Genomic DNA, 23,200 nt, shown 5'->3' with positions numbered 1-23,200 from the left:
CCGGGCTCACGTGCGGCATCCGGGTGCACGCGGCCCCCGCTTGGCCCGGGCAGCGCGCATCGGGGCCGGTCCATTCCTAGGTTGATCATATGACAATCGGACTCTCTTCCCGGGTGGCCGTGGCGACCTGTGGCCTCTGCCTGACTGGTGCCCTCGCGTTCGCGCCCGTCGCGACGGCCGCCCCGACCGGGGCCGACCCCGGAAAGCCGGGCGGGACCCACGGAACGGCGCCGGTGCCGGCCGTGCTGTACCGCTCCGGCACACAGGTGCGGCCGCATCCCGGCGCGCCGGAGGTCCCGGACGTCTCCGCCCTGTCCTGGCTGGTGGCCGACGCCCGCACCGGCGAGGTGCTCGCCGCGCACGACGCGCACCGCAAACTGCCCCCCGCCAGCACCATCAAGGCCCTGTTCGCCCTCACCGTGCTGCCCAAGCTGCCCGGCGGCATCCGGCACCAGGTGACGTACGGCGAGTTGTCGGAGGTCGGTGAGGGCAGCAGCCTGGTCGGCGTCAACGAGGGGGACTCGTACCGCGTCGACGACCTGTGGCGCGGGGTCTTCCTCAGCTCGGGCAACGACGCCGTGCGCGTGCTGGCCCGGCTCAACGGCGGCTGGCGCGTCACGGCCCGGCAGATGGAGGCCAAGGCCCACGCCCTGGGCGCCCGCGACACCCGGGTCCGGTCGCCCGACGGATACGACGCGGAGGGCCAGGTGTCGTCGGCGTACGACCTGGCCCTCTTCGGCCGGGAGGGGCTGCGCAACGCGGACTTCGCCCGGTACTGCGCCACCCTGGAGGCCAAGTTCCCCGTCGGCGACCGGGCCTACGACATCCGCAACACCAACCGGCTGCTGACCGGCGACGACGGCGTGGCGCGCTACCCGGGCCTGATCGGCATCAAGAACGGCTACACCAGCGACGCCGGGCACACGCTCATCGCCGCGGCCCGACGCGACGGGCGCACCCTGGTCGTGTCGGTGATGAACCCCCAGTCGGGCGGCCCCTTCGACGTCTACGAGGAGGCCCGGTCGTTGCTCGACTGGGGCTTCGGCGCCGCCGGCCGGGTCGACCCGGTCGGCTCGCTGGACGCCCTGCGCAGCAGGCCCCGCCCCGGTCCCGAGACCGCGTCGGCGCCGGTGGCCGCCGCGGTCACGCCGGAGCCCGAGCCGGGCTGGCCGGAGACCGCGGCGATCGCGGTCGCCGCCTGTCTGGGCGCCGCGGCCGTCGCGCTGGTCCTGCGGCTCAAGGTCTTCCACATCGAGGACTGACCCACCGGCGTCCCCAGCAGCAGCCCGAGGGTGATCCAGGCGTACGTGTTGCTGCCGAGGAACCCGTCGACACCGGACGCGTCGTCGAACCACAGCCACACCACGCTGGTGCACAGCACGGCGTACAGCACGGCCGCGATCCGCGGCTGCCCGGCCCGGACCAGCACCACGAAGGCCGGCAGCAGCCAGACGAGGTGGTGCACCCAGGTGATCGGGCTGACCAGACAGGCCGTCAGACCGGTGAGCGCGAACGCGGCGTACCAGTCACCGGCCGCCACGGCTTTGCGGGCGCGCCACGCCCACACGCCCAGCACCAGCAGCACGGTGACCGCCCAGACCGCGCGGCTCTCGACGTCCAGCCGGGCCAGGATGCCCTGCAGGGACTGGTTCGAGACGTAGTCCAGCCGGCCCACGCGGGTGGTGTCCCACATGGCGTGCGTCCAGTAGAAACGCGACGCATCCGGCGCCACCACGGCCGCGAGCCCCGTCGCCCCGGCCGCCACGCCCGTCGCGACGGTCGCGGCCCGCCGGCGCCGGGCGAGCAGCAGCAGGCCGATGAAGAGGGCGGGTGTGAGCTTGATGGCCGCCGCGAGGCCGATGCCGACGCCGGCCCAGCGTCCCCGCCCGGTGGCGAGCAGCCAGGCGTCGACCAGGACGAGGGCCAGCAGAAGGACGTTGACCTGCCCGAAGCTGAAGGTGTCGCGCAACGGTTCGTACAGCGCGAGGGCGCAGGCGGCCAGGGCGCAGCCGTACCAGCCGTGGCGACGCCAGGCCCGTCCGGTCAGCACGCGCAACGACACGGCCAGGGCCGCCAGGTTGAGCAGCAGCGCGATCACGATCGCGGCCTGCATCCCGACCAGGGCCATGGGCAGCATGGCCACGGCGGCGAACGGCGGGTAGGTGAAGCCGTACATCGTGTCCGGCACGCGGTAGTCGTAGATCCGGCCGCCGTCGTGGATCCAGCTGTGGATGGTGCCGTGGTAGACACGCAGGTCGAACCAGTCGCGCAGGAGCGGCACGGTCGCGGTGAAGACGGTCACGGCGGCGGCGAGGACCAGCACGAGCAGCAGCCGCCCGCGGTCGGTCCGGGGTGTCCTCATGCCGTACGCCCCAGGACCGGGGCCTGCGCGGCCTGGTGGGCCTGCCACAGCACCACCACGGCGAGTACGCCGCCGGAGACGGCCAGCACCAGTTGCCCGAGGTCGGCCGGGCCGCCGCTGGGCAGGACACCGAGGGCGAGCACACAGGTGACCGCGGCGACCCGGTGCCGTACCGAGGTGTCGGGCGCGGCGGCGGCGATCAGGAACAGCCCCCACAGCGCGTACCAGGGCCGGATGGCCGGGCCGAAGGCGGCCACCGCCGCCAGGCTGAGGCCGAGCGCGTACACCGGGCGCGGGCGCAGCCGCACCCATATGACGAGCAGCGCGGCGGCGGTGATCACCAGGCCGATCATGTGCCAGACCGGGACGGCGAGCGGTGCGAGGTCGCTGCCGAGCCGCTCCAGCAGGGCGCCGGTGGCGCGGCCGAGCAGGCTGGTGAGCGCCCAGTTGTGCGGTGAGACGGGGGTGTTGAGGGCGGCGATCCACCCGTATCCGGTGCCGGCGACGGCCGTCGCGGCGACCGTCGTGGCGGCCGACGCGGCGGCGGTCGTCAGCACCGCCCGCGCCGCGCCGCGTCCCGCGCGCATCTGGAGGACGACGACCGCGGCGAGGCCGAGCACGGCGGGCGCCTTGACGAGCGCGGCGAGGGTGACGAGCACGGCGCCGAGGACGGGCCAGCGGCCCAGCGCCGCGACCAGGCCCACGCCGAGCAGGCCCAGCATCATCGCGTCGTTGTGGGCGCCCGCCACCAGGTGCAGCAGCACCAGCGGGTTGAGGGCACCCAGCCACAGGGCGGCGGCCGGGTCGGCGCCGCTGTGCCGGGCGAGGCGGGGCAGCGCGGCCGCCATCAGGGCCACGCCCAGCAGCGCCAGCAGGCGCATGCCCATGAGGCCGGCGGGGAGTTCGCCCCGGGTCAGGCCGGACAGCGCGGAGGCGGCGGCGAGGAACACCGGGCCGTACGGGGCGGCCGTGTGCTGCCACACCGGGGAGACCTCCTCGGCGAGCGGGCCGCCGAGCCGGGACGGGCCGTGCGTGTACACGTCGATCTGCGCGTCGACCATGGCGCCCTGGGCGAGGTAGCTGTAGACGTCGCGGCTGAACAGCGGCGGGGCCAGCAGCAGCGGGGCCGCCCAGACGGCGAGGACCAGCAACAGCGAGCGTGGCGTGGGTGGTTCGGGGCCGCGCAGCAGCCTGCCGAGCAGCGCCCAGGCCGCTATCAGCAGGACGACGCCGAAGTAGACGCCGACGAGTCCGAGCGCGGCGCCGGCCGAGGACGGCGACAGCAACTCGCGGACCGGGAGGGCTCCGGCCGTCTCACCACCCAACGCGAGAAAGGCGGTACCGGCCAGACCGAGCATCTGGCAGCGGCGGAGATCGACGGAGGAAGCCATGGCCAACACTCGGTCAGGGTGTCAACGCCGGGTGGCCGGAAAGCGACGCGCCGCCCTCCGGGGGTTAGCCTGCGCATGACTGCCATGTGATCAGAACACCGACAGTCCGGTGAGCGTCGTGAAACGGTCCAGGGCAGCGACCCCCGCCACCGAGTTGCCGCGGTCGTCGAGACCCGGGCTCCACACGCACAACGTGCAGCGGCCCGGCACCACGGCGACGATTCCTCCACCCACCCCGCTCTTGCCGGGCAGGCCCACCCGGTAGGCGAAATCACCCGCCGCGTCGTACGTGCCGCAGGTCAGCATCACCGCGTTGACCTGCTTGGCCTGGCTGCGGCTCAGCAGCCGCGAACCGTCGGCGCGCACCCCGTGCCGCGCCAGGAAGGCGGTGGCCAGGGCGAGGTCGGCGCAGGACGCGCGGATCGAGCACTGCCGGAAGTACTGGTCGAGCAGGAGCGGCACCGCATTGTCGATGTTGCCGTAGGAGGCCATGAAGTGGGCCAGTGCGGCGTTGCGGTCGCCGTGCGCGGCTTCGGACGCGGCGACCTCGGAGTCGAAGTCCACCTCGGGGTTGCCGCTCTCGTCCCGCAGGAACTCCAGGAGGGTGCCCGCCGCGTCGCCCGTACGGGTCTGGAGGCGGTCGGTGACGACCAGCGCGCCGGCGTTGATGAACGGATTGCGTGGAATGCCGTTCTCGTACTCCAACTGCACCAGGGAGTTGAAGGGATTGCCGGAGGGCTCGCGGCCGACGTGCTCCCAGAGTTCGTCGCCCTCGCGGGACAGGTCGAGGGCGAGGGTGAAGACCTTGGTGACGGACTGCGCGGAGAACGGCTCGCGCCACTCCCCCACGCCGTACACCGTGCCGTCCAGTTCCGCGACGGCCATGCCGAAGCGGCGCGGGTCGCAGGCGGCCAGTGCCGGGATGTAGTCGGCGGGCCGGCCACGGCCGGGGGTGTGCTCGATCTCCTCGGCGATGCGCTCCAGGACCGGTTGGAAGCTCAGCGACGACGTCATGATCACTAGTGTGCCTCCCGTCCGGTCCTGGCGCGCATCCACGGGTCAGACGACGGGTGAGCCGCTGCCCGCGAGGACCTCCGGCTTCAGCAGCGCGGCGAGCCGCTCGGCCGGCAGCAAGCCCTTCTCCAGGACGAGTTCGGCCACACCCCGGCCCGTGACCAGGGCCTCCTTGGCGATGTCGGTGGCCGCGGTGTACCCGATGTGCGGATTGAGGGCGGTGACCAGGCCGATGGAGTTCTCCACGCTCGCGCGCAGCACCTCGGTGTTGGCGGTGATGCCGTCGACGCAGCGCTCGGCGAGGGTGAGGCAGGCGCTGTGCAGATGCGTGATGCTCTCGGACAGGGAGTGCAGGATGATCGGCTCGAAGGCGTTGAGCTGGAGCTGTCCGGCCTCGGCGGCCATGGTGATGGTGACGTCGTTGCCGATCACCTCGAAGGCGACCTGGTTGACGACCTCGGGGATCACCGGATTGACCTTGCCCGGCATGATGGACGAACCCGCCTGCACCGGCGGCAGGTTGATCTCACCCAGGCCCGCGCGCGGGCCGGAGGACAGCAGGCGCAGGTCGTTGCAGCTCTTGGAGAGCTTGACCGCGATCCGCTTGAGCACGCCGGACATCTGGACGAACGCGCCGCAGTCCTGGGTGGCCTCGACGAGGTTCGCCGCGGTGACCAGTGGCAGGCCGGTGATGGCGGCGAGGTGGCGGCGAGCGGCTTCGGCGTACCCGGCGGGGGCGTTCAGTCCGGTGCCGATGGCGGTGGCGCCCAGGTTGATCTCATGGATCAGCTCGACGGCCTCGGCAAGACGGCTGCGGTCCTCGTCAATCATGACGGCATAGGCGGAGAACTCTTGACCGAGCGTCATCGGTACCGCGTCCTGCAACTGTGTACGGCCCATCTTGAGCACATCGCGGAACTCGACGGCCTTGCGGGCGAAGGCGTCCTGCAGTACAGCCATCGCCTTGAGCAGTCCACGTACCGCGAAGACCGTCGATATCTTGACGGCGGTCGGGTAGACGTCATTGGTTGACTGGCCGAGGTTGACGTCCTCATTGGGGTGCAGATATCCGTACTCGCCTTTGGCGTGGCCGAGCAGCTCCAGCGCCCGGTTGGCGACGACCTCGTTGGCGTTCATGTTGGTCGAGGTGCCGGCGCCGCCCTGGATGACGTCCACGACGAACTGGTCGTGCAGCCTGCCGTCCCGGATCTCCCGGCAGGCGGCGACGATGGCGGCGGCCTTGTCCGAGGAGAGCAGGCCGAGCTCCTCGTTGGCGAGGGCGGCGGCCTCCTTGACGGCGGCGAGGGCGTCGATGAGGTGCGGGTAGGCGGAGATCGGCGTGCCCGTGATGGGGAAGTTCTCCGTGGCGCGCAGGGTGTGGATGCCCCAGTACGCGTCGGCGGGGACGTCACGGTCTCCGAGCAGATCGTGCTCGCGGCGGGTGGCGGCGGTCATCAGGGGGTTCTTCTTTCTGAGGTGAGGGTGAGGTTCCCAGGGGCGCGGGGCGTTGTCGATGTGCGGCTACCGCCGCGCGGGCGCGACAAGCCACAAACGACCCGCAGACCGACGACGGCCCGCAGTCCCCTTTCGAATCGGCTTTCAGCGCCGGGCACTACACAAACGGCGTCACCGCAACCGGCTCCAAGGCCCGAACCACCCGCACACACCCCACCGGCCGCCCCCCACCGAGCAGCGGCTCCCCCGCGAACTCGCTGAGCACCGCTGGATCAACGCCCGCGCGCGCGAGCGCCGCCGCGGCGACCGGAATCCGCGCCCGGCTCGCCCCGTCGGCGATCTTCACGGCCACGGCCCGGCCGTCGGGCAGCGCGGCCACCTGAACGCCCTCGAACCCGTCCTTGGCGAGCAGCCCCGGCACGGCCCGCATCAGCGCGGCCACGTCCCGTCCGGAGCCGGAGGCCATCTCGGCGTGCTCGCGTATCGCGTCCGCGACGCGCGCCTCGGGCGTGCCGGGCTCGGCGGTGACGATCCGGGCGGCGGCGCGGGCGAGGCCGTGCAGGGAGACGGAGAACAGGGGCGCACCGCAGCCGTCGACGGTCACCTGGGCGGCGCGCTGCCCGGTGAGGTCCTCGACGATCTCCGCGATGGCCTGCTGGAGGGGGTGCGCCGGGTCGAGGTAGTCGCCGAGGGACCAGCCGTTGAGCTGGGCCGTGTACAGCATGGCGGCGTGCTTGCCGGAGCAGTTCTGGGCGAGGCGGGAGGGCATCCGGCCCTCGCGCACCCAGGCGTCCCGGACGACCGGGTCGAACGGCAGGTCGGGGACGTTGCGCAGGTCGCTCTCGGCGAGTCCGGCCATGTCGAGGATGCGGCGGGCGCCGGCGAGGTGGCGTTCCTCGCCGGAGTGGCTGGCGGCGGCGAGGGAGAGCAGCTCGCCGTCGAGCGGCAGCCCGGCGCGCACCATGGCCACGGCCTGGACGGGCTTGAGCGCCGAGCGCGGGTAGCACGCCGCCTCGATGTCGCCGAGCTGGAAGACGACCTCGCCGTCCGCACCGAGGACGACGACGGAGCCGTAGTGGACGCCCTCGACGATCCCGCCGCGTATGAGGTGGGCGACGGGGGCGTGGAGGGGCTCACGAACGGGGGGTGCGTCCGTGACGGAGCTGGTGTACATCACTGCCTGGTTCACTGAGGGGTCGGGGTGGGCCGGTGCGCGGGTCACGCGCCGGATCCGGGGTTGGTGGGGTTGGGGGTGATCCGGCCGCGGATGGCGTACCAGCCCGCGACCAGGGCTCCGGCGATCAGCGGCAGACACAGCACGGTGGTGCGTCCGGCGCCGCCGTCGGCGTACATGAGGACCAGGACGGAGGCGAGGAACGCCAGCGTCACGACTTCGGTCCAAGGGGAGCCCGGCAGCCGGTAGCCGGGGCGGGTGAGGTCGCCGCGCTGGGTCCGCTGCCAGAACCGCAGGTGGCAGATCATGATCATGCCCCAGGTGGCGAGGATGCCGATCGCGGCGAAGTTCAGCACGATCTCGAACGCCTCCGCGGGAACGACGAAGTTTAGGCCGACACCGAGGACACAGATACCGCTGGTGAGCAGGATGCCGCCGTACGGAACCTGGCTGCGGCTCATCCGCGCGGTGAACTTCGGGGCGGATCCGGCGACGGCCATGGAGCGCAGGATGCGGCCGGTGGAGTAGAGACCGGAGTTGAGGGAGGACATCGCCGCGGTCATCACGACGAGGTTCATGATGCCGCCGGCCGCCGGGACGCCGATGTTGGAGAGCACGGTGACGAAGGGGCTCTCCCCCGCCTTGTACGAGGACCAGGGCAGCAGCATCGAGAGCAGGACGACCGAGCCGACGTAGAACAGGCCCACTCGCCACATGATCGAGTTGATCGCCTTCGGCATGATCTTCTCGGGGTTCTCGGTCTCACCGGCGGCGACGCCGACCAGCTCGACGGATGCGTAGGCGAAGACGACGCCCTGGATGATCAGCAGCATGGGCAGCAGGCCGCTCGGGAAGAGGCCGCCGTTGTCGGTGATCAGGGACGGGCCGGGGGTGTGGCCGTCGACCGGGTGCTGCGTGACCAGCAGGAAGATGCCGATCAACATGAAGACGACGAGCGCGCCGACCTTGACGATGGCGAACCAGAATTCAAGTTCACCGAAGATCTTGACCGAGATCAGGTTGACGGCAAGGACCACAGTCAATGCGATCAATGCGATCACCCATTGCGGGATGTCGGAGAACATGCCCCAGTAGTGGGTGTAGGTGGCGACCGCGGTGATGTCGGCGATGCCGGTGGTGGCCCAGTTGAGGAAGTACATCCAGCCCGCGGTGTACGCGCCCTTCTCTCCGAGGAACTCCCGGGCGTACGACACGAAGGCGCCGGAGGACGGCCGGTACAGCACGAGTTCGCCGAGGGCGCGCACGACGAGGAAGGCGAAGGCGCCGCAGACGGCGTAGGCGATGAAGAGGGAGGGGCCCGCGTCGGCGAGGCGGCCGCCGGCGCCGAGGAAGAGGCCGGTGCCGATGGCGCCGCCGATGGCGATCATGTTGACGTGCCGGGACTTCAGGGACTTGCTGTAGCCCTCGTCTCCGGCGTCAACATGGCCGGAACGTTTCTGCATAAGCCCGGGCTGCACCTCGTCGTGCAGGGACTGCTCGCTCACGCCTCGGGTCCGCCTTCCGTGGGGGTGTCCGTGCGCGCGGAGCGCACGATGTCAGTGAGGGTGGTCTCGACCCGGTCGAGGTGGTGGGACATGGCCTCGACCGCGTCGTGCTCGGAACCGTCGACCAGCGCCTCGACGATCGCCCGGTGCTCCCGGTTGGACTGCTCACGCCGTCCGCCGAGCTCGTTCAGGAACGCCGACTGGCGGGCCAGAGCGTCCCGGATCTCCTCGATGACCCGGCGGAACACCGGGTTCTGGGCGGCCTCGGCCACGGCCAGGTGGAAGAGGGTGTCCATCGCGACCCACGCGGTGGTGTCCGTCTCCCGCTCCATGCGGTCCAGCAGGTGAGCGAGGAGGTCGAGGTTCTCCGGGGTGCGGCGCACCGCCGCGTACCCGGCGACCGGGATCTCGACGTGCCGGCGCACTTCCAGCAGGTCGCTGGCCGCGTAGTCGCCGAAGGTGGGGTCCTCGACACTGCTCGCGACGACGAAGGTGCCCTTGCCGGTCTTGGCCACGGTCAGCCCCATCGTCTGCAGGGCGCGCAGGGCCTCCCGCAGCACGGGCCGGGAGACCTCGAGTGTGCGGCAGAGCTCCGCCTCGGAGGGGAGCTTGTCGCCGATCGCGTACTCGCCGCGCTCGATGGCGCCGCGAAGGTGGGAGAGCACCGCTTCCATGGCACTGACGCGTCGCGGGCCCGTCCCACCTGTCTGGCTGTCTGACAGGTTCACGGAGGTGATACTCCGGGTGTCCGGCGGGCGGTGTCAAGCGGCCGAGGTGCCGGGAGCGCGCCGCAAACCGGTGGACCCCCCGTTTCGGCGGTGGGGCTACCCGCACCCCGCTTGGGGGGAAGACGTCATTCTGCCGCGGGAAAATCGTTCACATACTGAAGCCCATGGCCAATCCAATGGTGCTCACGGGGAACTTGTCCACGCGCGAAGAAGAAGGCGCCCAGCAAAAGGGAAGCGACTTTTCCGAACTGTCGCGTCGCATAGCCGAGGCTGGGCTGCTGCGGCGCCGTCCGTTGTATTACACCGTGCGTTTCGGGGCGGTGGCTCTCGCTCTCGCGGGAGGCATCGGGGCGTTTTTCGCGCTGGGGGACAGCTGGAGCCAGCTGATCGTCGCCGCTTTCCTGGCCGTGGTCTTCGGCCAGCTCGGGCTTGCGGCCCACGACCTCGCCCACCGGCAGGTTTTCTCCCGCCGACGCCCCAGCGAGGCCGGCGGTCTGCTGGTCGCCAATCTGCTGCTGGGCATGAGCTACGGCTGGTGGATGAACAAACACACCCGGCACCATGCGAATCCGAATCACGAGGGAAAGGATCCGGACGTCTCCCCCGACATTCTGGTGTGGTCACAGCGGCAGGCCCGCAAGGCAAAGGGGCTGCCCCGATTCGTCGGAAAGCACCAGGCCGCGCTCTTCTTTCCACTGCTCACCCTGGAAGGGCTGAATCTGAGCTTCGCCAGCTTCAAGGCGCTGAGGAAACCGTCGATGAAACGGCCGGTGCTGGAGGGGACGCTGCTCGTCGTCCATTTCGTCGTGTACTTCGGTGCCCTGTTCACCGTCCTCTCCCCCGCCAAGGCGCTCGCCTTCACCGCCGTCCACCAGGGCCTGTTCGGGATCTACCTCGGCTCGGTGTTCGCCCCCAACCACAAGGGGATGCCGATGATCGAGGAGGGGATGCGGCTGGACTTCCTGCGCCGCCAGGTCCTCACCTCGCGCAACGTCAGGGGCGGGGCGCTCATCGATGCCTTCATGGGCGGGCTCAACTACCAGATCGAACACCACCTCTTCCCCAGCATGCCGACGCCGGCGCTCGGCAGGGCCCAGGTCATCACCGAGCGGTACTGCGCCGAGCTGGGCATCCCGTATCACCAGACGGGGCTGCTCGCCTCGCACCGCGAGGCACTGCGCCACCTCAGGAGCGTGGGCAAGCCGCTGCGGGACGGCGAGAACTGACGCCGAAACCGCGGCTCCGGCGGGGATGGCGCGGCGGCGGTCTGCGAACGCCGCGCCGAACCGGCCGTCACGCGGCACGGAAACGCGGCCCGACGTTACGCCGGCCTACCAGCCCTTCTCGAACATCCGGGCCACCTCGGCGATCCGGACCTCGTCGCGGCGGTAGTAGGTGCGGCGCCGGACGCGCTTGGCGCGCAGCACGCCGAGGTCCACGAGGAGGGTGAGGTGGGTGTGGGCCACCGTGCGGCGGACGCCGAGCTTCGCGGCGACGGCGTCGGTCGAGCCCCCGTCCGCGACGAGGTCGGCGTGCCGCTGGCGTGGGAAGTGGGCGACCGGATCCTTCAGCCACTCCAGGATGCGCAGGCGGGTGTCGTTGGCGGGAGTCCTCAGCATCACGTCCCCCTTGGTCCGGGCCCTCTACGTGGGGCTTTCCCACTGTGACGCCGGGCAAGCCGCCCCGCCCGGCACACCACCGGACTTGACCGGGATCGAACGGGCCTTCGACTCAATGTCGCGGAACCGTGGAACAGGGAGCGAGGACCCGGCCGCGGAGGTGCCCACTCTCGCGGCCGGGTCCTGGGGTCCTGGGACCTGGGATCAACCCGGCGGGGTCCTCACCTCAGCCCCGCCGAACCTCTGGAGCCCCCGTCGAATCCCCTCAGCGGTGGCCGAACCACGCCATCGCCGGCAGTGCCCTGTCGTCGTAGCCGAACAGGGCCTGGTTCTCCCAGCCGTTGCCGGAGGACGCGTCGGTCGGGTCCCAGCCGTTGCCGGTGACGGCGGTCCAGGTCGCCTCCCAGTAGAAGACGCCGAGGCCGCGGCCGTTCGGGACGGCTTCCACGATGCTCGCGATGTCCTTCATCCACTGCGTCTGCCCGGCCGTCGAGGCCGCGTAGCCGGGGACGAGCTCGCCGGCGAGGTCGATGATGTTCTCGTGCGCGTCCTCGCTGTCGAGACGGAAGGGGTAGGCCGTCTCGGCGACGAAGACGGGCTTGCCGTAGCGGGCGGCCGCGTCGTCCAGCGTGGTCTGGAAGTCGTACAGCGTGCCGTGCCAGTAGCCGTAGTAGGACAGCCCGATCGCGTCGAACTTCACGCCGTTCGCGACGGCGCTGTCGAACCACCAGCGGGTGCCGGACAGGTCACCGCCCTTGGCGAGGTGCAGCGCGACGGTCGTGGACGAGTTGACCGCCTTGACGGCGTCGTATCCACTGTTGAGCAGTCCGGCGAGCTGAGTCCAGTTGTTGGTTGATCCCTCGTTCCACAGCATGCCACCGTTGATCTCATTGCCGACCTGGACCATGTCGGCGGTGGTGCCCTGTGCCTTCAACGCGTTCAACACGTCGTACGTGTGGTTGTACACGTCCGTCCTGAGTTGACTGTACGAGTGGCCCGCCCACGCCGCCGGCTTGCTCTGGGCGCCCGGGTCGGCCCAGGTGTCCGAGTAGTGGAAGTCGACCAGCAGCTTCATGCCCTGCGCCTTGACGCGCTTGGCCATCGCCAGCACGCGCGTCTTGTTGTTGTAGCCGTCGGCCGGGTTGACCCAGACCTTCAGGCGCGCGTAGTTCATGCCGGAGGACTTCATGATGGCGAGCGGGTCACTGGTGGCGCCGGAGCTGGTCCGGTAGACGCCGCCGAGCGCCTCGCTCTTGGCGAGGGACGAGATGTCGGCACCCTTGATCGACGTACCGGACGTGCCCGACGTGAAGGTCAGGTCGTCAACGTTGATCCAGTTGCCCGCGTTCGCGTCACTGTTGATGCTGATGGTGCACTGGTTGTTGGTCACATTGATCGGCACGACGATCCTGATCCACCCACTGGCGGACACCGGCAGATCCGTGCGCTGCTCCGCGCTGCCGCAGTTCTTCAGGGCTATGTACGCGGATTTCTGCCCGCCGCCGGAGCGGACCCAGGCGGTCAGCTTGTAGGTGCCGTTGGTCAGCCCGGACAGGTACTGGTACGTCTCCACCTTGTAGGCGGTGGACGCCCAGTGGCTCAGCCGGTGGCTCCCGCTGCGGCCACCGGCCTCGACGTACGAGGCGCCGGTCGAGCCGTACTCGGACCAGCCGCTCGGAGTGGCCGCGCCGGTGCCGTCGGCCTCGAATCCGCCGTTGGTGAGCGTGCCGGCCGCATTCGCGGTCCGGGCGGGCAGTGCGGTGAGGGCGAGCCCGGCCAGGAGCGGCAGCAGCAGGGCCCTGAGCGTGCGTCTGGGATGGAACCTCATCGTCCGTCGTCCCTTCGACGTGATGGTGATGGGGAGCCCCCTCCTGTGGGGATGAGGGGGCGCCCCTCCGCCCACGGCTCTCGTGGCACACGCGGGCGGAGGGGAGTCGGCTCAGCCGTCGAGTCGTACGACCCGTACGGCGCCCGCCGGGACCGCGAGGCGGCCGACGGCGCGTTCGCCGGTCAGCAGCTCGGTGCCGGGTGACTCCAGCGGCACCTTGGCGTCGGCGGCGGTGTGGTTGAGGGCGAACAAGAAGGTGCCGGACTCGCCGGTGCGGCGCACGACTTCGACGTCGTGGGGCAGGTCGGCGCGCGGGTCGAGCCGCGCGTCCTCGGCGGCCCAGCCCAGCAGGGCGTCCAGGCCGTCGTGGCCGAGGCGGGTGGAGACGTACCAGGCGGTGCCCTCGCCGAGGCGGTGCCGGGTGACGGCCGGGTGGCCGGCGGTGAGGCCGTCGGCGTACGTCCACACCGTCTCGGCGCCGCGCGGCACGACGAACTCCGTCCACACGTCGGCGCCGAGCTCGGAGCCGTCGGGGCCGGTGATGCGGACCTGCTCACCCTTCAGCAGCGGCGAGAACTCCTCGACGGTCAGGCCGAGGACGTCCCGCAGCGGGCCCGGGTAGGCGCCCTCGTGGACGGCGTCGTGCTCGTCGACGATGCCGGAGAAGTACGACACGACGAGGGTGCCGCCGTTCTCGACATACCGCTGAAGATTGAGTCCGGCGGCCTCCGTCATCAGGTACAGCGCGGGTACGACGACAAGGGGATACGCCGACAAGTCGGCTTCCGGGTGGGCGAAGTCGACGGTGAGGTGGCGGTCGTAGAGCACCTCGTAGAAGGCGTCGGCGCGTTCGCGGGCGTCGTGGTCCTCGCTCGGGCGCCAGTCGAGGTTCTGCGCCCACCAGGAGTGCCAGTCCCACAGGACGGCCACGTCGGCGACCGTGCGGGTGCCGCGGATCGGGCTCAGCGAGTCGAGTGAGGCGCCGAGTTCGACGACCTCGCGCCACACGCGCGTGTCGGTGCCGGCGTGCGGGAGCATCGCCGAGTGGAACTTCTCGGCGCCGCGCCGGGACTGGCGCCACTGGAAGAACATCGCGCCCTCGGAGCCGCGTGCCACGTGTGCGAGGGAGTTGCGGGCCATCTGCCCGGGTGCCTTGGCGGGGTTGCGGGCCTGCCAGTTGATGCCCGAGGTGGAGTGCTCAAGGAGCAGCCAGGGCGCGCCGCCCGCGACCGAGCGGGTCAGGTCGGCGGCCATCGCCAGGTTCACATGGGTGCGGCGGCCGTCGGTGATCAGGTAGTGGTCGTTGGTGACGAGGTCGACCTCGCGGCCCCAGGCCCAGTAGTCGAGGGAGTCGCACTGGCTGAGCGCGGTCATGAAGTTGGTGGTGACGGGGACGCCCGGCGAGAGGCGGTGCAGGATGTCCCGCTCCATGCGGAAGTTCTCGCGGATGGTGGCGTCGGCGAACCGCTTGTAGTCCAGGGCCTGTCCCGGGTTGCCGACGGTGGGCGTGCGGCGCGGCGGGTTGATCTGCGCGAAGTCGGTGTAGTTCTGGCCCCAGAAGGCCGTGCCCCAGGCCTCGTTGACGGCCTCGACCGTGCCGTACGTCGTCGCCAGCCAGCGGCGGAAGTGCGCGGCGCAGGAGTCGCAGTAGCAGGCGGAGACGGGGACGCCGTACTCGTTGTGCACGTGCCACATCGCGAGCGCGGGGTGGTCGCCGTAGCGCTCGGCGAGCCGCGTCGTGATGGTGGCCGCGGCCGCGCGGTAGTCGGCGTTGCTGTGGCAGATGGCGCCGCGCGAGCCGAACTCGTAGCGGGTGCCGTCGGCCGTGACCGGCAGCGCCTCGGGGTGGGCCCGGTAGAACCACACCGGCGGTGCCACGGTCGGCGTGCCGAGGTCGACGCTGATGCCGCCCTCGTGCAGCAGGTCGAGCAGACGGTCGAGCCAGCCGAAGTCGTACTGGCCCGGCACGGGTTCCAGCAGCGCCCAGGAGAAGATCCCCACGCTCACCATGGAGACGCCGGCCTCCCGCATCAGCCGGACGTCCTCGTGCCAGACGCTTTCCGGCCACTGCTCGGGGTTGTAGTCCCCACCGAAGGCGAGCCTGGTGAGGCCCTTGGGGGTGGTCTCCGGCATGGATCTCTCCGTTTAATCGATCATTTGGGAACGTGCACACACACTGTCGGCAGTGCGAGCCCAACATAACCGCACAGCAACAACCATTGACAAGTGTCCGGGATGTTTCTCTACTGTGAACGCTCACAGAAGCATGGCAGGTACTCGCAGCAGGCGAGGACCCAGGTCAGGGGAGAGATCCATGCCCAACACGAAGCGCCGCCGCCTCGTGGCATCCGCCGTCGCCGTCACGCTCGGCACCGCCGCCCTCGCCGCTTGCAGCTCGTCCGACGACGGCGACGCCCAGTCGGGCCCGGTCTCGCTGACGTACTGGACCTGGACGCCCGGCATGGACAAGGTCGTGGACCTGTGGAACAAGGGGCCGGGGAAGAAGGACCAGATCACGGTCACGGTGAAGAAGCAGGCGTCCGGCGACACGCTGGTCACCAAGATCCTCACCGCGCACAAGGCGGGCAAGGCCCCCGACCTGGTGCAGGCCGAGTACCAGGCGCTGCCGACGCTGGTCAGCAATGACGCGCTCGCCGACATATCCGGCGAAGTCGCCGACTCCAAGGGCAAGTTCGCCGAGGGCGTCTGGCAGCAGACCACGCTCGGCACGGACGCGGTCTACGCCGTCCCGCAGGACATCGGGCCGATGATGTTCTACTACCGCGAGGACCTGTTCAAGGAGTACGGCCTGACGGTCCCCACCACCTGGGACGAGTTCGCCGAGACGGCCCGCGCGCTGAAGAAGAAGGCCCCGGACAAGGACCTCACCACCTTCTCCGCCAACGACTCCGGCCTGTTCGCGGGCCTCGCCCAGCAGGCCGGCGCCAAGTGGTGGACGACCTCCGGCGACAAGTGGAAGGTCGGTATCGACGACGCGGCGACGCAGAAGGTCGCCACGTTCTGGGGCGGCCTCGTCGAGGAGGGCGCCATCGACAACCAGCCGATGTACACCCCGGCCTGGAACAAGGCGCTCAACACCGGCAAGCAGATCGCCTGGGTCAGCGCCGTGTGGGCGCCGGGCACGCTGACCACGGCCGCGCCGGACACCAAGGGCAAGTGGGCCATGGCCCCGCTCCCCCAGTGGTCCGCGAGCGAGAACGTCACCGGCAGCTGGGGCGGTTCCTCCACCGCCGTCACCACCGACTCCCGGCACAAGGAGGCCGCCGCGAAGTTCGCCGCCTGGCTGAACACCGACGGCGACGCCCTGAACGCGCTGGCCAAGGAGAGCGGCATCTACCCGGCGTCCACGTCCGCCCAGCTCAGCGGCGCGTTCACCACGCCGCCGGACTACTTCTCGAACCAGGCGGACTTCTACACCACGGCCGCCGAGATCGCGGAGACCACCGCGCCGTCCGCGTGGGGCCCGAACGTGAACGTCGCCTACACCTCCTTCAAGGACGCCTTCGGCGCCGCCGCCAAGAACAAGTCGGACTTCACCGCCGCCCTGAAGACCATGCAGGACGACACGGTCGCCGACATGAAGAAGCAGGGTTTCGAGGTCGCGGAGTGACGAGCACGGCACGCCGGAAGTCGTACGGGGTCAAGGGGGCCCCGTATGCCTTCCTCCTTCCCGCGACCATCCTCTTCGCCCTGTTCTTCGCGCTGCCCATCGGGTACGCGATCTGGCTCAGCTTCCGCAAGGTGCAGGTCTCCGGCCTCGGTCTGGGCTCCGGTGCGCGGAGGGAGGTCTGGGCCGGCCTGCAGAACTACACCGACGCCCTCTCCGACAGCGAGCTGCTGAACGGGGCGCTGCGCGTCCTCGGCTACGGCTGCATCGTCGTCCCGGTGATGCTGGGCCTCGCCCTGCTGTTCGCTCTGATGCTCGACTCGGAGAAGGTCCGGCTCGCCCCCTTCACCCGGCTCGCGATCTTCCTGCCGTACGCCATCCCCGGCGTCGTCGCGGCCCTGCTGTGGGGCTTTCTGTACCTGCCGGACGTCAGCCCCTTCTACTTCGTGCTGGACAAGCTGGGCCTGCCGCAGCCGGATCTGCTGGACGGCGGTCCGCTCTATCTCGCCCTGTCGAACATCGCGGTGTGGGGCGGCACCGGCTTCAACATGATCGTCATCTACACCTCGCTGCAGGCCATCCCGGCCGAGGTGTACGAGGCGGCGAAGCTGGACGGCGCGACCCCGATGCAGATCGCACTGAAGATCAAGATCCCGATGGTGGCGCCCTCGCTGGTGCTGACCTTCTTCTTCTCGATCATCGCGACGCTCCAGGTGTTCAACGAGCCGACCACCCTCAAACCGCTCACCAACTCCGTGTCGACGACCTGGAGTCCGCTGATGAAGGTGTACCGGGACGCCTTCGGCGAAGGCGACATCCACGCGGCGGCCGCCCAGGCCGTGATCATCGCGCTCGCCACGCTGGTGCTGTCCTTCGGCTTCCTGCGGGCCGCGAACCGTCGGAACAAGCGGGACGACAGTCAAGGAGCCGCACGATGAGTTCTCTTGCCGTCCGCAAGGCCGCCCCGGCGGCCGGTACGACCCCGGGCACCGCCCAGGGCCCGCCGCTGCGCCGCCGGATCGCGCTGGTCCCGACGGTGACGCTGCTGCTCGGCGCGCTGTACTGCCTGCTGCCGGTCGCCTGGGTGGTGATCGCGTCCACCAAGTCCGGCAGCGAGCTGTTCTCCACGTTCACGTTCCTGCCGGGCACGGGATTCACCGAGAACCTCTCGGATCTGAGCGCCTACCGCGACGGCGTGTACTGGCAGTGGATGGGCAACTCCGCCCTCTACGCCGGTCTCGGCGCCCTTCTGTCGACGGCGGTGTCGTCCGTGAGCGGCTACGCGCTCGCGACGTACCGCTTCCGGGGCCGCGAGGCCATCTTCAACGTGCTGCTCGCGGGCGTACTGATGCCGCCGGTGATCCTCGCCGTCCCGCAGTACCTGCTGCTGGCCCAGGCCGACCTCACGGACTCGTACCTGTCCGTGCTGCTGCCGCAGATCCTCTCGCCGTACGGCGTCTACCTCTCGCGGATCTACGCCGCTGCCGCCGTGCCCGCCGATGTGGTGGAGGCCGCCCGGATGGACGGGGCGAACGAGTGGCGGATCTTCACCCGGATCGCGCTGCCGATGATGATCCCGGGGCTGGTGACGGTGTTCCTGTTCCAGTTCGTGGCGATCTGGAACAACTTCCTGCTGCCGTTCATCATGCTCAGCGACGACGAGAAGTTCCCGATCACGCTCGGCCTGTACACGCTGCTGGAGCAGGGCGCCAACACACCGGCGCTGTACACGCTGGTGATCACGGGCGCGTTCCTCGCGGTGCTCCCGCTGGTCGCGCTGTTCCTGGTCATCCAGCGGTTCTGGAGTCTCGATCTGCTCTCCGGAGCCGTAAAGTCATGACCATGAGCAACACGGGGGGCCGGCGCAAGCCGCCGACGATTCACGACGTGGCGCGCGAGGCGGGCGTCTCGCGCGGCACCGTCTCACGCGTGCTCAACGGCGGCCACTACGTCAGCCCGTCCGCCCAGGAGGCGGTGAACGCCGCCATCCGCAGGACGGGTTACGTCGTGAACCGCCACGCCCGTTCGCTGATCACCGGGCGTTCGGACTCGGTCGGCTTTCTGCTGACCGAGCCGCAGGAGCGGTTCTTCGAGGACCCCAACTTCAACGTCCTGCTGCGCGGTTGCACCCAGGCGCTGGCCCAGCACGACATCCCGCTGCTGCTGATGCTGGCCGGGACGGAGGACGAACGGCGGCGCATCACGCGGTACATCACCGCCGGGCACGTCGACGGGGTGCTGCTGGTCTCCAGCCACTCCGGGGATCCGGTGGCGCAGGAGTTGCGTGAGGCCGGTGTGCCGCTGGTGGCGTGCGGCAAGCCGATCGGGCTGGGCTCGAAGGTGAGTTACGTGGCCGCCGACGACCGGGACGGCGCCCGGGACATGGTGCGCCATCTGCTGTCGCTCGGGCGGCGCCGGATCGGCGTCGTCACCGGTCCGCTGGACACGCCCGGCGGTGTGGAGCGGCTCGCCGGTTACCGAGAGGTGCTCACCGAGGCCGGTGTCGAGATCGACGACCGCCTCATCGTCTCCGGCGACTACAGCCGGGCCAGCGGCGAGGCGGGCGCCGAGCGGCTGCTCGCGCAGGCTCCCGACATGGACGCGGTGTTCGTCGCGTCCGACCTGATGGCGCAGGGCGTGCTCACGGCACTGCAACGGGCGGGGCGCCGGGTGCCGCAGGACGTGGCGGTCGGCGGCTTCGACGACTCCCCCGCCGCCCTCGCCGCCAGCCCGGAGCTGACGACCATACGGCAGCCGTGGGACCGGATCAGCGCCGAGATGGTGCGGGTGCTGCTCGCGCAGATCGGCGGCGAGGATCCGGCGGCGGTGATCCTGCCGACGGAGCTGGTGAAGCGGGAGTCGACGTGAGGACGCGGGGACGGCAGGGCCGCGTGAGCGACCGATCAGGATCGGAGAAGCCGTCCGCCACTCCCCCGGCCTAGCGTGAGACCACCGACGGAAACGACCGTCGGACCACGCCACACGGAGGAGTACGCCATGACCGCCGGCCTGCAAACGATCATCTACCCCGTCAAGGACCTCGACCGGGCGAAGTCCCTGTTCAGCGCGCTGCTGGGGGTGGAACCGCACACGGAGCAGCCGTATTACGTCGGGTTCCGGGCCGCCGAACAGGAGATCGGCCTCGACCCGAACGGCCACGCGCACGGCCTGACCGGTCCGGTGCCCTACTGGCACGTGGCCGACATCCGGGCCACGCTCGCGGCGCTGCTGGCCGCGGGCGCCGAGACGCTGCAGGACGTACGGAACGTCGGGGCCGGTCGGCTGATCGCCTCGGTGAAGGACCCGGACGGCAACCTCGTCGGCCTGCTCCAGGACGAGGACAAGACCGACTGAGCCCTGCTTCGAAGCGCTCCTTGCACACGCACTAGTTGCACACTCAACAAATGGCCGGATCGGTGTTACCGTGCGGATATGGCAGCGAACACGGCCGACACCGGCCTGGAACAGCGGTGGCGGGACATCCTGTCGGTGCACGCGCGCACGATCTGCGAGATCGACCGCGTGCTCCATCCGCACGGGCTCGGCGCGAGCGACTTCGAGGTGCTGGACATCCTGGCCACCGCGGCGCCCGAGGAGGGCGACCACTGCCGGGTGCAGAACCTGGTGGGACGGGTCCACCTCAGCCAGAGCGCCCTCTCCCGCCTGATCGGCCGGCTGGAGAAGGACGGCCTGGTCGAACGCTCCGTGTGCGCCGAGGATCGGCGGGGCGTGTGGGTCGCCCTGACCCGCAAGGGCCGCGCCCTGCACGCCGAGGTGCTGCCCCTGCAGCGGGCGGCACTGGCGCGGACCCTGGAAGGCTGAGCCGGTTCCCCCTGACGGCGGGCCGCCCGCCGGGGTACCTGGTCGTGACGGACATCGTGCCTCGGGAAAGGCTGCCCACACCGGGCCACCGAACACGAGAGGTGCCGAACATGACCGACTCCGACCCGACCGCGCTCATCCTGCTGAGGGAGCGGGCCGACAGCGGCGACCCCGACGCGATCGACGAGCTGGTCGAACTCGCCGCCGAACGGGGCGACCTGGCCGAGCTGCGCCGCCTCGCCGACCGGGGCAGCAGCACCGCGACCGACCAGCTCATCGAGGTCGCGACCGAGCAGGGCGACCTCGATGAGCTGCGCCGCCTGGCCGACGCGGGCAACACCACCGCCGCCGACCAGCTCCTGGACCTCACCACCGAGTGACACCCGAGGGGGTCACAGGACGAACTCGACCCCGTCCGGAAGCACTTCGATGCCCGCCTCGGCCGCCCGCGCCCGTGCCGCCGAGGCGGGGTCGAGAAGGGGGCTCGTCTCGTCGAGGCGGGTGTGGATGCGACGGAGCCCGGACCGCGGGGCGAGGGCGGCGTCGGCGGTCGCGAAGTACGTACCGTCCAGCACCGCGCAGTCGGCGCCCGCCAGCAGCTCGGCCGGCTCCGCGTCCCGTCCGGCCAGGCGTGGCGCGTAGACGAGCACACCGCCGGTGGCCAGATCCTCGATGCGGTACGCCGTCACCCAGCACTCGTCGGCGGTGCGCCGGGGCAGATACGCCGGCGCCGACACCCCGACGGGGTGGGCGGTGACGACCAGGCCGCCGGAGAGCACGAACCCGCCCGTGGTGAGGCTGTCGTGCCACTCCCACGACGCGTACCGGTCGATCATGGCGCGAGCGGGGGCGAGCGCGGCGAGGACCGGTGGCGCGGCGTACACCTTCAGGCCCGGTTCCCCGCGAAGCTCGGTCAGCCCGGATACGGGTTCTGGTTCGGCGTCCGTGAGCAGCACACCCCGCACCGGTGTGGGCCGGGGTCCGGGGCCCGGCCACAGCGCGGAGGTGGCGGTGAGCTGGGCGCGGATGTCCGGCGAGGCGTTGAGCAGCCACCAGTCCCGGGAGTTGCCGGTGACGGCGGCCGCCTCCTGCGTACGGGAGGGCAGCTTTCCGTCCCGGGCGGCGGCGCACGGCGTGCAGCCGCAGTTCCACCGCGGGAAGCCGCCACTGGCCGCGGTGCCGAGCAGGACGACCCTCAAGACGACCCCCGACGTTCCTTCGCTGCGGATCCTTTCGCTGGGGTCTTCCCGTCGCGCGGGGCGTGACCACCCCGGCGCGGGGGACATTTCCGGCCGACCTCGGCACACGTCGGCGCGGCGGATCCCGTGTGACGTGGGCGTTCACCCGAGGTGAACGCCCGGACTCAGGCCTGCCGACGGGCCAGCAGGGTGCGGACGCCGTCCGAGGTGAGCGTCAGGCCGTGCGACGAGCTGCCGTCGATGGTGAGGGACAGGTCGTCGGACGGCCACTGCGAGGCGAGGGCGCCGAGCGGTACGAGGCGGTAGCGGGACACGAACGGCAGCAGCTCGGCCATCTCGAGCTCGGAGGTGAACACGGGCACCACCGGGCGCCCGTCCGGTTCCTCCAGCACGGGCAGCGCCACCGCCGTGGGGTCGGCCGCCTCCTCGTCCATGGCGTCGTCCGGCACGGGGACCAGCACCTCGCTGCTCGCGAGCGTGTCCAGCGCCGACTCGTCCTCGGTGTTCACGACGAGCGCGTCCAGCGCCCGCTGGGCCGGTGTGGGTGTGGGGTCGTTGGCGGGTGTGTCCATGGCGGATTCCCTGGTCGTGGCGGTCGTGGGGGCCCGCCCGGGCCAAGATCGGACTCCGGTGCGGCCCTCGACGCGTACCCCGGCGGGCGGCGAACATTCCCGTTCCGCGTCGGGCAATCCTGTCCGCCCGCATCGCCCGTGGACCACGGGGCGCCGGCCTGGGCATTCCCTCAGTCGCCGCTGCCCTCCGGGCTCAGCCGCAGCACCGTGCCCTCCCCGTTGGCCGCGAGTCGCTTGTCGGCGAGCCCGGTCAGGCCGCCGTCGGCGTCGCCGCCGTGGCCCTGACACGTCTCGATGCCGGGGATGCTAGGGATGCCGGGAAGTTTGGGCTGGCCGGCAGCAGCACGTCCAGGATCACCAGGTCGAACCGGCACTCCCTCACCCGGCCGGCGCCTGGGCGCCGGTGCGGGCGGTCGTGGTCCGGTAGCCGGAGAGTCGCAGCAGCGTGGGGAGCGGCTCGGCGGCCGCCGGGTCGCCGACCGCGAGCCGCACGAGCGGCGCGACCGTCATCGCCGAGCGGGGCCTGGCCATTGCCTGAGTCAAGCAACACGGATTCCGGATCGCCGGGTCGGCCGGAAGGCCCCTGACCCGGCCTTGGCGGCGGCCGCGGCGGGCGGGCCTCGGGTGGCAGGCCCGACGCGCCCGCCGCCACCGCTCCTACCGCTTGCGGTCGCCCCCCACCGCCCCGCCGACGCGGCCCGCGCCGTAGTCGAGCTGCTGCGCTGTCCTCACCAACGCGGCGAGAGGGTCACTCGAAGGAGTGCGACGGACAACCCGGAAACCCGGGGCTTTCCGCACACGGAGCCGGTCCAGCCATCGTGCGACCGTGATTCCTGCCAACCGTCCTCCCCTTTCCAGCACTTCGGGGACACCTACGCCCGGCGGCGCTGTGCGCCAGGGTAA

Annotated in this window: 22 protein-coding genes and 1 pseudogene; 9 read left to right on the top strand and 14 right to left on the bottom strand. The window is 70.8% G+C overall.

Going from position 1 to position 23,200, the window contains the following annotated elements; translation table 11 throughout:
• Positions 1 to 89: 89 nt before the first annotated feature.
• Positions 90 to 923 (top strand): annotated as a pseudogene (locus HJD23_RS40540) (serine hydrolase); the annotation flags it as partial.
• A gap of 83 nt (positions 924 to 1,006) precedes the next feature.
• Here HJD23_RS40540 and HJD23_RS44520 read toward each other — a convergent pair.
• From HJD23_RS44520 to HJD23_RS40510, 7 genes are all read right to left on the bottom strand, one after another.
• Positions 1,007 to 2,362: a glycosyltransferase 87 family protein gene (locus HJD23_RS44520; protein WP_232108310.1), complete on the bottom strand. Its 1,356-nt coding sequence runs from the start codon at positions 2,360 to 2,362 to the stop codon at positions 1,007 to 1,009.
• Entirely contained in the window at positions 2,359 to 3,753 is a 1,395-nt protein-coding gene (gene mptB / locus HJD23_RS40535) for a polyprenol phosphomannose-dependent alpha 1,6 mannosyltransferase MptB (RefSeq protein ID WP_171117176.1), read from the bottom strand. The genes HJD23_RS44520 and mptB overlap by 4 nt, the downstream gene beginning before the upstream one ends.
• Positions 3,754 to 3,843: 90 nt before the next feature.
• The gene (locus HJD23_RS40530) at positions 3,844 to 4,767 is read right to left on the bottom strand and encodes a glutaminase (RefSeq protein WP_171117173.1); all 924 of its coding nucleotides are present in this window, start codon (positions 4,765 to 4,767) and stop codon (positions 3,844 to 3,846) included.
• Positions 4,768 to 4,812: 45 nt separating this feature from the next.
• On the bottom strand, positions 4,813 to 6,222 hold the full coding sequence (aspA, locus tag HJD23_RS40525) for an aspartate ammonia-lyase (RefSeq protein ID WP_171117171.1): 1,410 nt from the start codon (positions 6,220 to 6,222) through the stop codon (positions 4,813 to 4,815).
• Positions 6,223 to 6,379: 157 nt separating this feature from the next.
• Positions 6,380 to 7,396 carry an asparaginase gene (locus tag HJD23_RS40520; RefSeq protein ID WP_171117169.1) on the bottom strand — a complete coding sequence of 339 codons (1,017 nt, stop codon included), beginning with the start codon at positions 7,394 to 7,396 and terminating at the stop codon, positions 6,380 to 6,382.
• Between the two features lie 44 nt (positions 7,397 to 7,440).
• The gene (locus HJD23_RS40515; RefSeq protein WP_171117167.1) at positions 7,441 to 8,901 is read right to left on the bottom strand and encodes an amino acid permease; all 1,461 of its coding nucleotides are present in this window, start codon (positions 8,899 to 8,901) and stop codon (positions 7,441 to 7,443) included.
• On the bottom strand, positions 8,898 to 9,575 hold the full coding sequence (locus HJD23_RS40510; RefSeq protein ID WP_171117165.1) for a FadR/GntR family transcriptional regulator: 678 nt from the start codon (positions 9,573 to 9,575) through the stop codon (positions 8,898 to 8,900). Before HJD23_RS40510 ends, HJD23_RS40515 begins: the two co-directional genes overlap by 4 nt.
• A gap of 230 nt (positions 9,576 to 9,805) precedes the next feature.
• Here HJD23_RS40510 and HJD23_RS40505 point away from each other — a divergent pair, with 230 nt between their 5' ends.
• Positions 9,806 to 10,855 carry an acyl-CoA desaturase gene (locus HJD23_RS40505; protein ID WP_240980932.1) on the top strand — a complete coding sequence of 350 codons (1,050 nt, stop codon included), beginning with the start codon at positions 9,806 to 9,808 and terminating at the stop codon, positions 10,853 to 10,855.
• 105 nt (positions 10,856 to 10,960) lie between these two features.
• Here HJD23_RS40505 and HJD23_RS40500 read toward each other — a convergent pair whose 3' ends face one another.
• The 3 genes from HJD23_RS40500 to HJD23_RS40490 form a co-directional block, all read right to left on the bottom strand.
• The gene (locus tag HJD23_RS40500; RefSeq protein ID WP_171117161.1) at positions 10,961 to 11,248 is read right to left on the bottom strand and encodes an ArsR family transcriptional regulator; all 288 of its coding nucleotides are present in this window, start codon (positions 11,246 to 11,248) and stop codon (positions 10,961 to 10,963) included.
• Positions 11,249 to 11,513: 265 nt separating this feature from the next.
• Complete coding sequence (locus HJD23_RS40495) at positions 11,514 to 13,076, bottom strand: arabinogalactan endo-1,4-beta-galactosidase (protein ID WP_171117159.1); 1,563 nt, start codon at positions 13,074 to 13,076, stop codon at positions 11,514 to 11,516.
• A gap of 111 nt (positions 13,077 to 13,187) precedes the next feature.
• Positions 13,188 to 15,209 (bottom strand): beta-galactosidase, encoded by a 2,022-nt coding sequence (locus HJD23_RS40490; protein WP_171117157.1) that lies wholly within the window; start codon positions 15,207 to 15,209, stop codon positions 13,188 to 13,190.
• 181 nt (positions 15,210 to 15,390) lie between these two features.
• Here HJD23_RS40490 and HJD23_RS40485 point away from each other — a divergent pair, with 181 nt between their 5' ends.
• From HJD23_RS40485 to HJD23_RS40455, 7 genes are all read left to right on the top strand, one after another.
• Complete coding sequence (locus HJD23_RS40485) at positions 15,391 to 16,707, top strand: extracellular solute-binding protein (RefSeq protein ID WP_171117155.1); 1,317 nt, start codon at positions 15,391 to 15,393, stop codon at positions 16,705 to 16,707.
• Entirely contained in the window at positions 16,704 to 17,642 is a 939-nt protein-coding gene (locus HJD23_RS40480) for a sugar ABC transporter permease (protein WP_171117153.1), read from the top strand. Before HJD23_RS40485 ends, HJD23_RS40480 begins: the two co-directional genes overlap by 4 nt.
• Positions 17,639 to 18,544, top strand: a complete 906-nt coding sequence (locus HJD23_RS40475; RefSeq protein ID WP_171117151.1) for a carbohydrate ABC transporter permease — start codon at positions 17,639 to 17,641, stop codon at positions 18,542 to 18,544. The genes HJD23_RS40480 and HJD23_RS40475 overlap by 4 nt, the downstream gene beginning before the upstream one ends.
• Entirely contained in the window at positions 18,541 to 19,572 is a 1,032-nt protein-coding gene (locus HJD23_RS40470) for a LacI family DNA-binding transcriptional regulator (RefSeq protein ID WP_171117149.1), read from the top strand. The genes HJD23_RS40475 and HJD23_RS40470 overlap by 4 nt, the downstream gene beginning before the upstream one ends.
• Before the next feature lie 129 nt (positions 19,573 to 19,701).
• The gene (locus tag HJD23_RS40465) at positions 19,702 to 20,058 is read left to right on the top strand and encodes a VOC family protein (protein WP_171117148.1); all 357 of its coding nucleotides are present in this window, start codon (positions 19,702 to 19,704) and stop codon (positions 20,056 to 20,058) included.
• Positions 20,059 to 20,136: 78 nt separating this feature from the next.
• A complete protein-coding gene (locus HJD23_RS40460; RefSeq protein WP_171117146.1) occupies positions 20,137 to 20,526 on the top strand; it encodes a MarR family transcriptional regulator in 390 nt (129 codons plus the stop codon).
• 110 nt (positions 20,527 to 20,636) lie between these two features.
• Positions 20,637 to 20,906: a hypothetical protein gene (locus HJD23_RS40455; RefSeq protein ID WP_171117144.1), complete on the top strand. Its 270-nt coding sequence runs from the start codon at positions 20,637 to 20,639 to the stop codon at positions 20,904 to 20,906.
• A gap of 12 nt (positions 20,907 to 20,918) precedes the next feature.
• On the opposite strand, the gene HJD23_RS40450 is transcribed toward HJD23_RS40455, so the two are convergent.
• The 4 genes from HJD23_RS40450 to HJD23_RS40435 all read right to left on the bottom strand — a co-directional run bounded on the left by HJD23_RS40450 (position 20,919) and on the right by HJD23_RS40435 (position 22,828).
• A complete protein-coding gene (locus tag HJD23_RS40450; RefSeq protein WP_171117142.1) occupies positions 20,919 to 21,725 on the bottom strand; it encodes an MBL fold metallo-hydrolase in 807 nt (268 codons plus the stop codon).
• Between the two features lie 164 nt (positions 21,726 to 21,889).
• Complete coding sequence (locus HJD23_RS40445; protein ID WP_171117140.1) at positions 21,890 to 22,297, bottom strand: SseB family protein; 408 nt, start codon at positions 22,295 to 22,297, stop codon at positions 21,890 to 21,892.
• A gap of 170 nt (positions 22,298 to 22,467) precedes the next feature.
• Entirely contained in the window at positions 22,468 to 22,671 is a 204-nt protein-coding gene (locus tag HJD23_RS40440) for a hypothetical protein (RefSeq protein ID WP_171111911.1), read from the bottom strand.
• 4 nt (positions 22,672 to 22,675) lie between these two features.
• Positions 22,676 to 22,828, bottom strand: a complete 153-nt coding sequence (locus tag HJD23_RS40435; RefSeq protein ID WP_171117138.1) for a hypothetical protein — start codon at positions 22,826 to 22,828, stop codon at positions 22,676 to 22,678.
• Between the last annotated feature and the right edge of the window lie 372 nt (positions 22,829 to 23,200).

Origin of the sequence: Streptomyces sp. Z423-1 (assembly GCF_013009255.1) — a bacterium.
GTDB lineage: Bacteria > Actinomycetota > Actinomycetes > Streptomycetales > Streptomycetaceae > Streptomyces > Streptomyces gossypiisoli.
The sequence above is the reverse complement of the archived record's forward strand: the minus strand, read 5'-3'. Positions and strand labels throughout refer to the sequence as shown.

What these genes read in the sequence shown, in the direction of transcription:
- HJD23_RS40460 (WP_171117146.1), top strand. Translation starts at nt 20,137, where the DNA reads ATGGCAGCGAACACGGCCGACACCGGCCTGGAACAGCGGTGGCGGGAC.
- HJD23_RS40495 (WP_171117159.1), bottom strand. Translation starts at nt 13,076, where the DNA reads ATGAGGTTCCATCCCAGACGCACGCTCAGGGCCCTGCTGCTGCCGCTC.
- HJD23_RS40490 (WP_171117157.1), bottom strand. Translation starts at nt 15,209, where the DNA reads ATGCCGGAGACCACCCCCAAGGGCCTCACCAGGCTCGCCTTCGGTGGG.
- mptB (WP_171117176.1), bottom strand. Translation starts at nt 3,753, where the DNA reads ATGGCTTCCTCCGTCGATCTCCGCCGCTGCCAGATGCTCGGTCTGGCC.
- HJD23_RS40465 (WP_171117148.1), top strand. Translation starts at nt 19,702, where the DNA reads ATGACCGCCGGCCTGCAAACGATCATCTACCCCGTCAAGGACCTCGAC.
- HJD23_RS40530 (WP_171117173.1), bottom strand. Translation starts at nt 4,767, where the DNA reads ATGACGTCGTCGCTGAGCTTCCAACCGGTCCTGGAGCGCATCGCCGAG.
- HJD23_RS40445 (WP_171117140.1), bottom strand. Translation starts at nt 22,297, where the DNA reads ATGGACACACCCGCCAACGACCCCACACCCACACCGGCCCAGCGGGCG.
- HJD23_RS40435 (WP_171117138.1), bottom strand. Translation starts at nt 22,828, where the DNA reads ATGGCCAGGCCCCGCTCGGCGATGACGGTCGCGCCGCTCGTGCGGCTC.
- HJD23_RS40500 (WP_171117161.1), bottom strand. Translation starts at nt 11,248, where the DNA reads ATGCTGAGGACTCCCGCCAACGACACCCGCCTGCGCATCCTGGAGTGG.
- aspA (WP_171117171.1), bottom strand. Translation starts at nt 6,222, where the DNA reads ATGACCGCCGCCACCCGCCGCGAGCACGATCTGCTCGGAGACCGTGAC.
- HJD23_RS44520 (WP_232108310.1), bottom strand. Translation starts at nt 2,362, where the DNA reads ATGAGGACACCCCGGACCGACCGCGGGCGGCTGCTGCTCGTGCTGGTC.
- HJD23_RS40510 (WP_171117165.1), bottom strand. Translation starts at nt 9,575, where the DNA reads ATGGAAGCGGTGCTCTCCCACCTTCGCGGCGCCATCGAGCGCGGCGAG.
- HJD23_RS40520 (WP_171117169.1), bottom strand. Translation starts at nt 7,396, where the DNA reads ATGTACACCAGCTCCGTCACGGACGCACCCCCCGTTCGTGAGCCCCTC.
- HJD23_RS40485 (WP_171117155.1), top strand. Translation starts at nt 15,391, where the DNA reads ATGCCCAACACGAAGCGCCGCCGCCTCGTGGCATCCGCCGTCGCCGTC.
- HJD23_RS40505 (WP_240980932.1), top strand. Translation starts at nt 9,806, where the DNA reads ATGGTGCTCACGGGGAACTTGTCCACGCGCGAAGAAGAAGGCGCCCAG.
- HJD23_RS40475 (WP_171117151.1), top strand. Translation starts at nt 17,639, where the DNA reads ATGAGTTCTCTTGCCGTCCGCAAGGCCGCCCCGGCGGCCGGTACGACC.
- HJD23_RS40455 (WP_171117144.1), top strand. Translation starts at nt 20,637, where the DNA reads ATGACCGACTCCGACCCGACCGCGCTCATCCTGCTGAGGGAGCGGGCC.
- HJD23_RS40470 (WP_171117149.1), top strand. Translation starts at nt 18,541, where the DNA reads ATGACCATGAGCAACACGGGGGGCCGGCGCAAGCCGCCGACGATTCAC.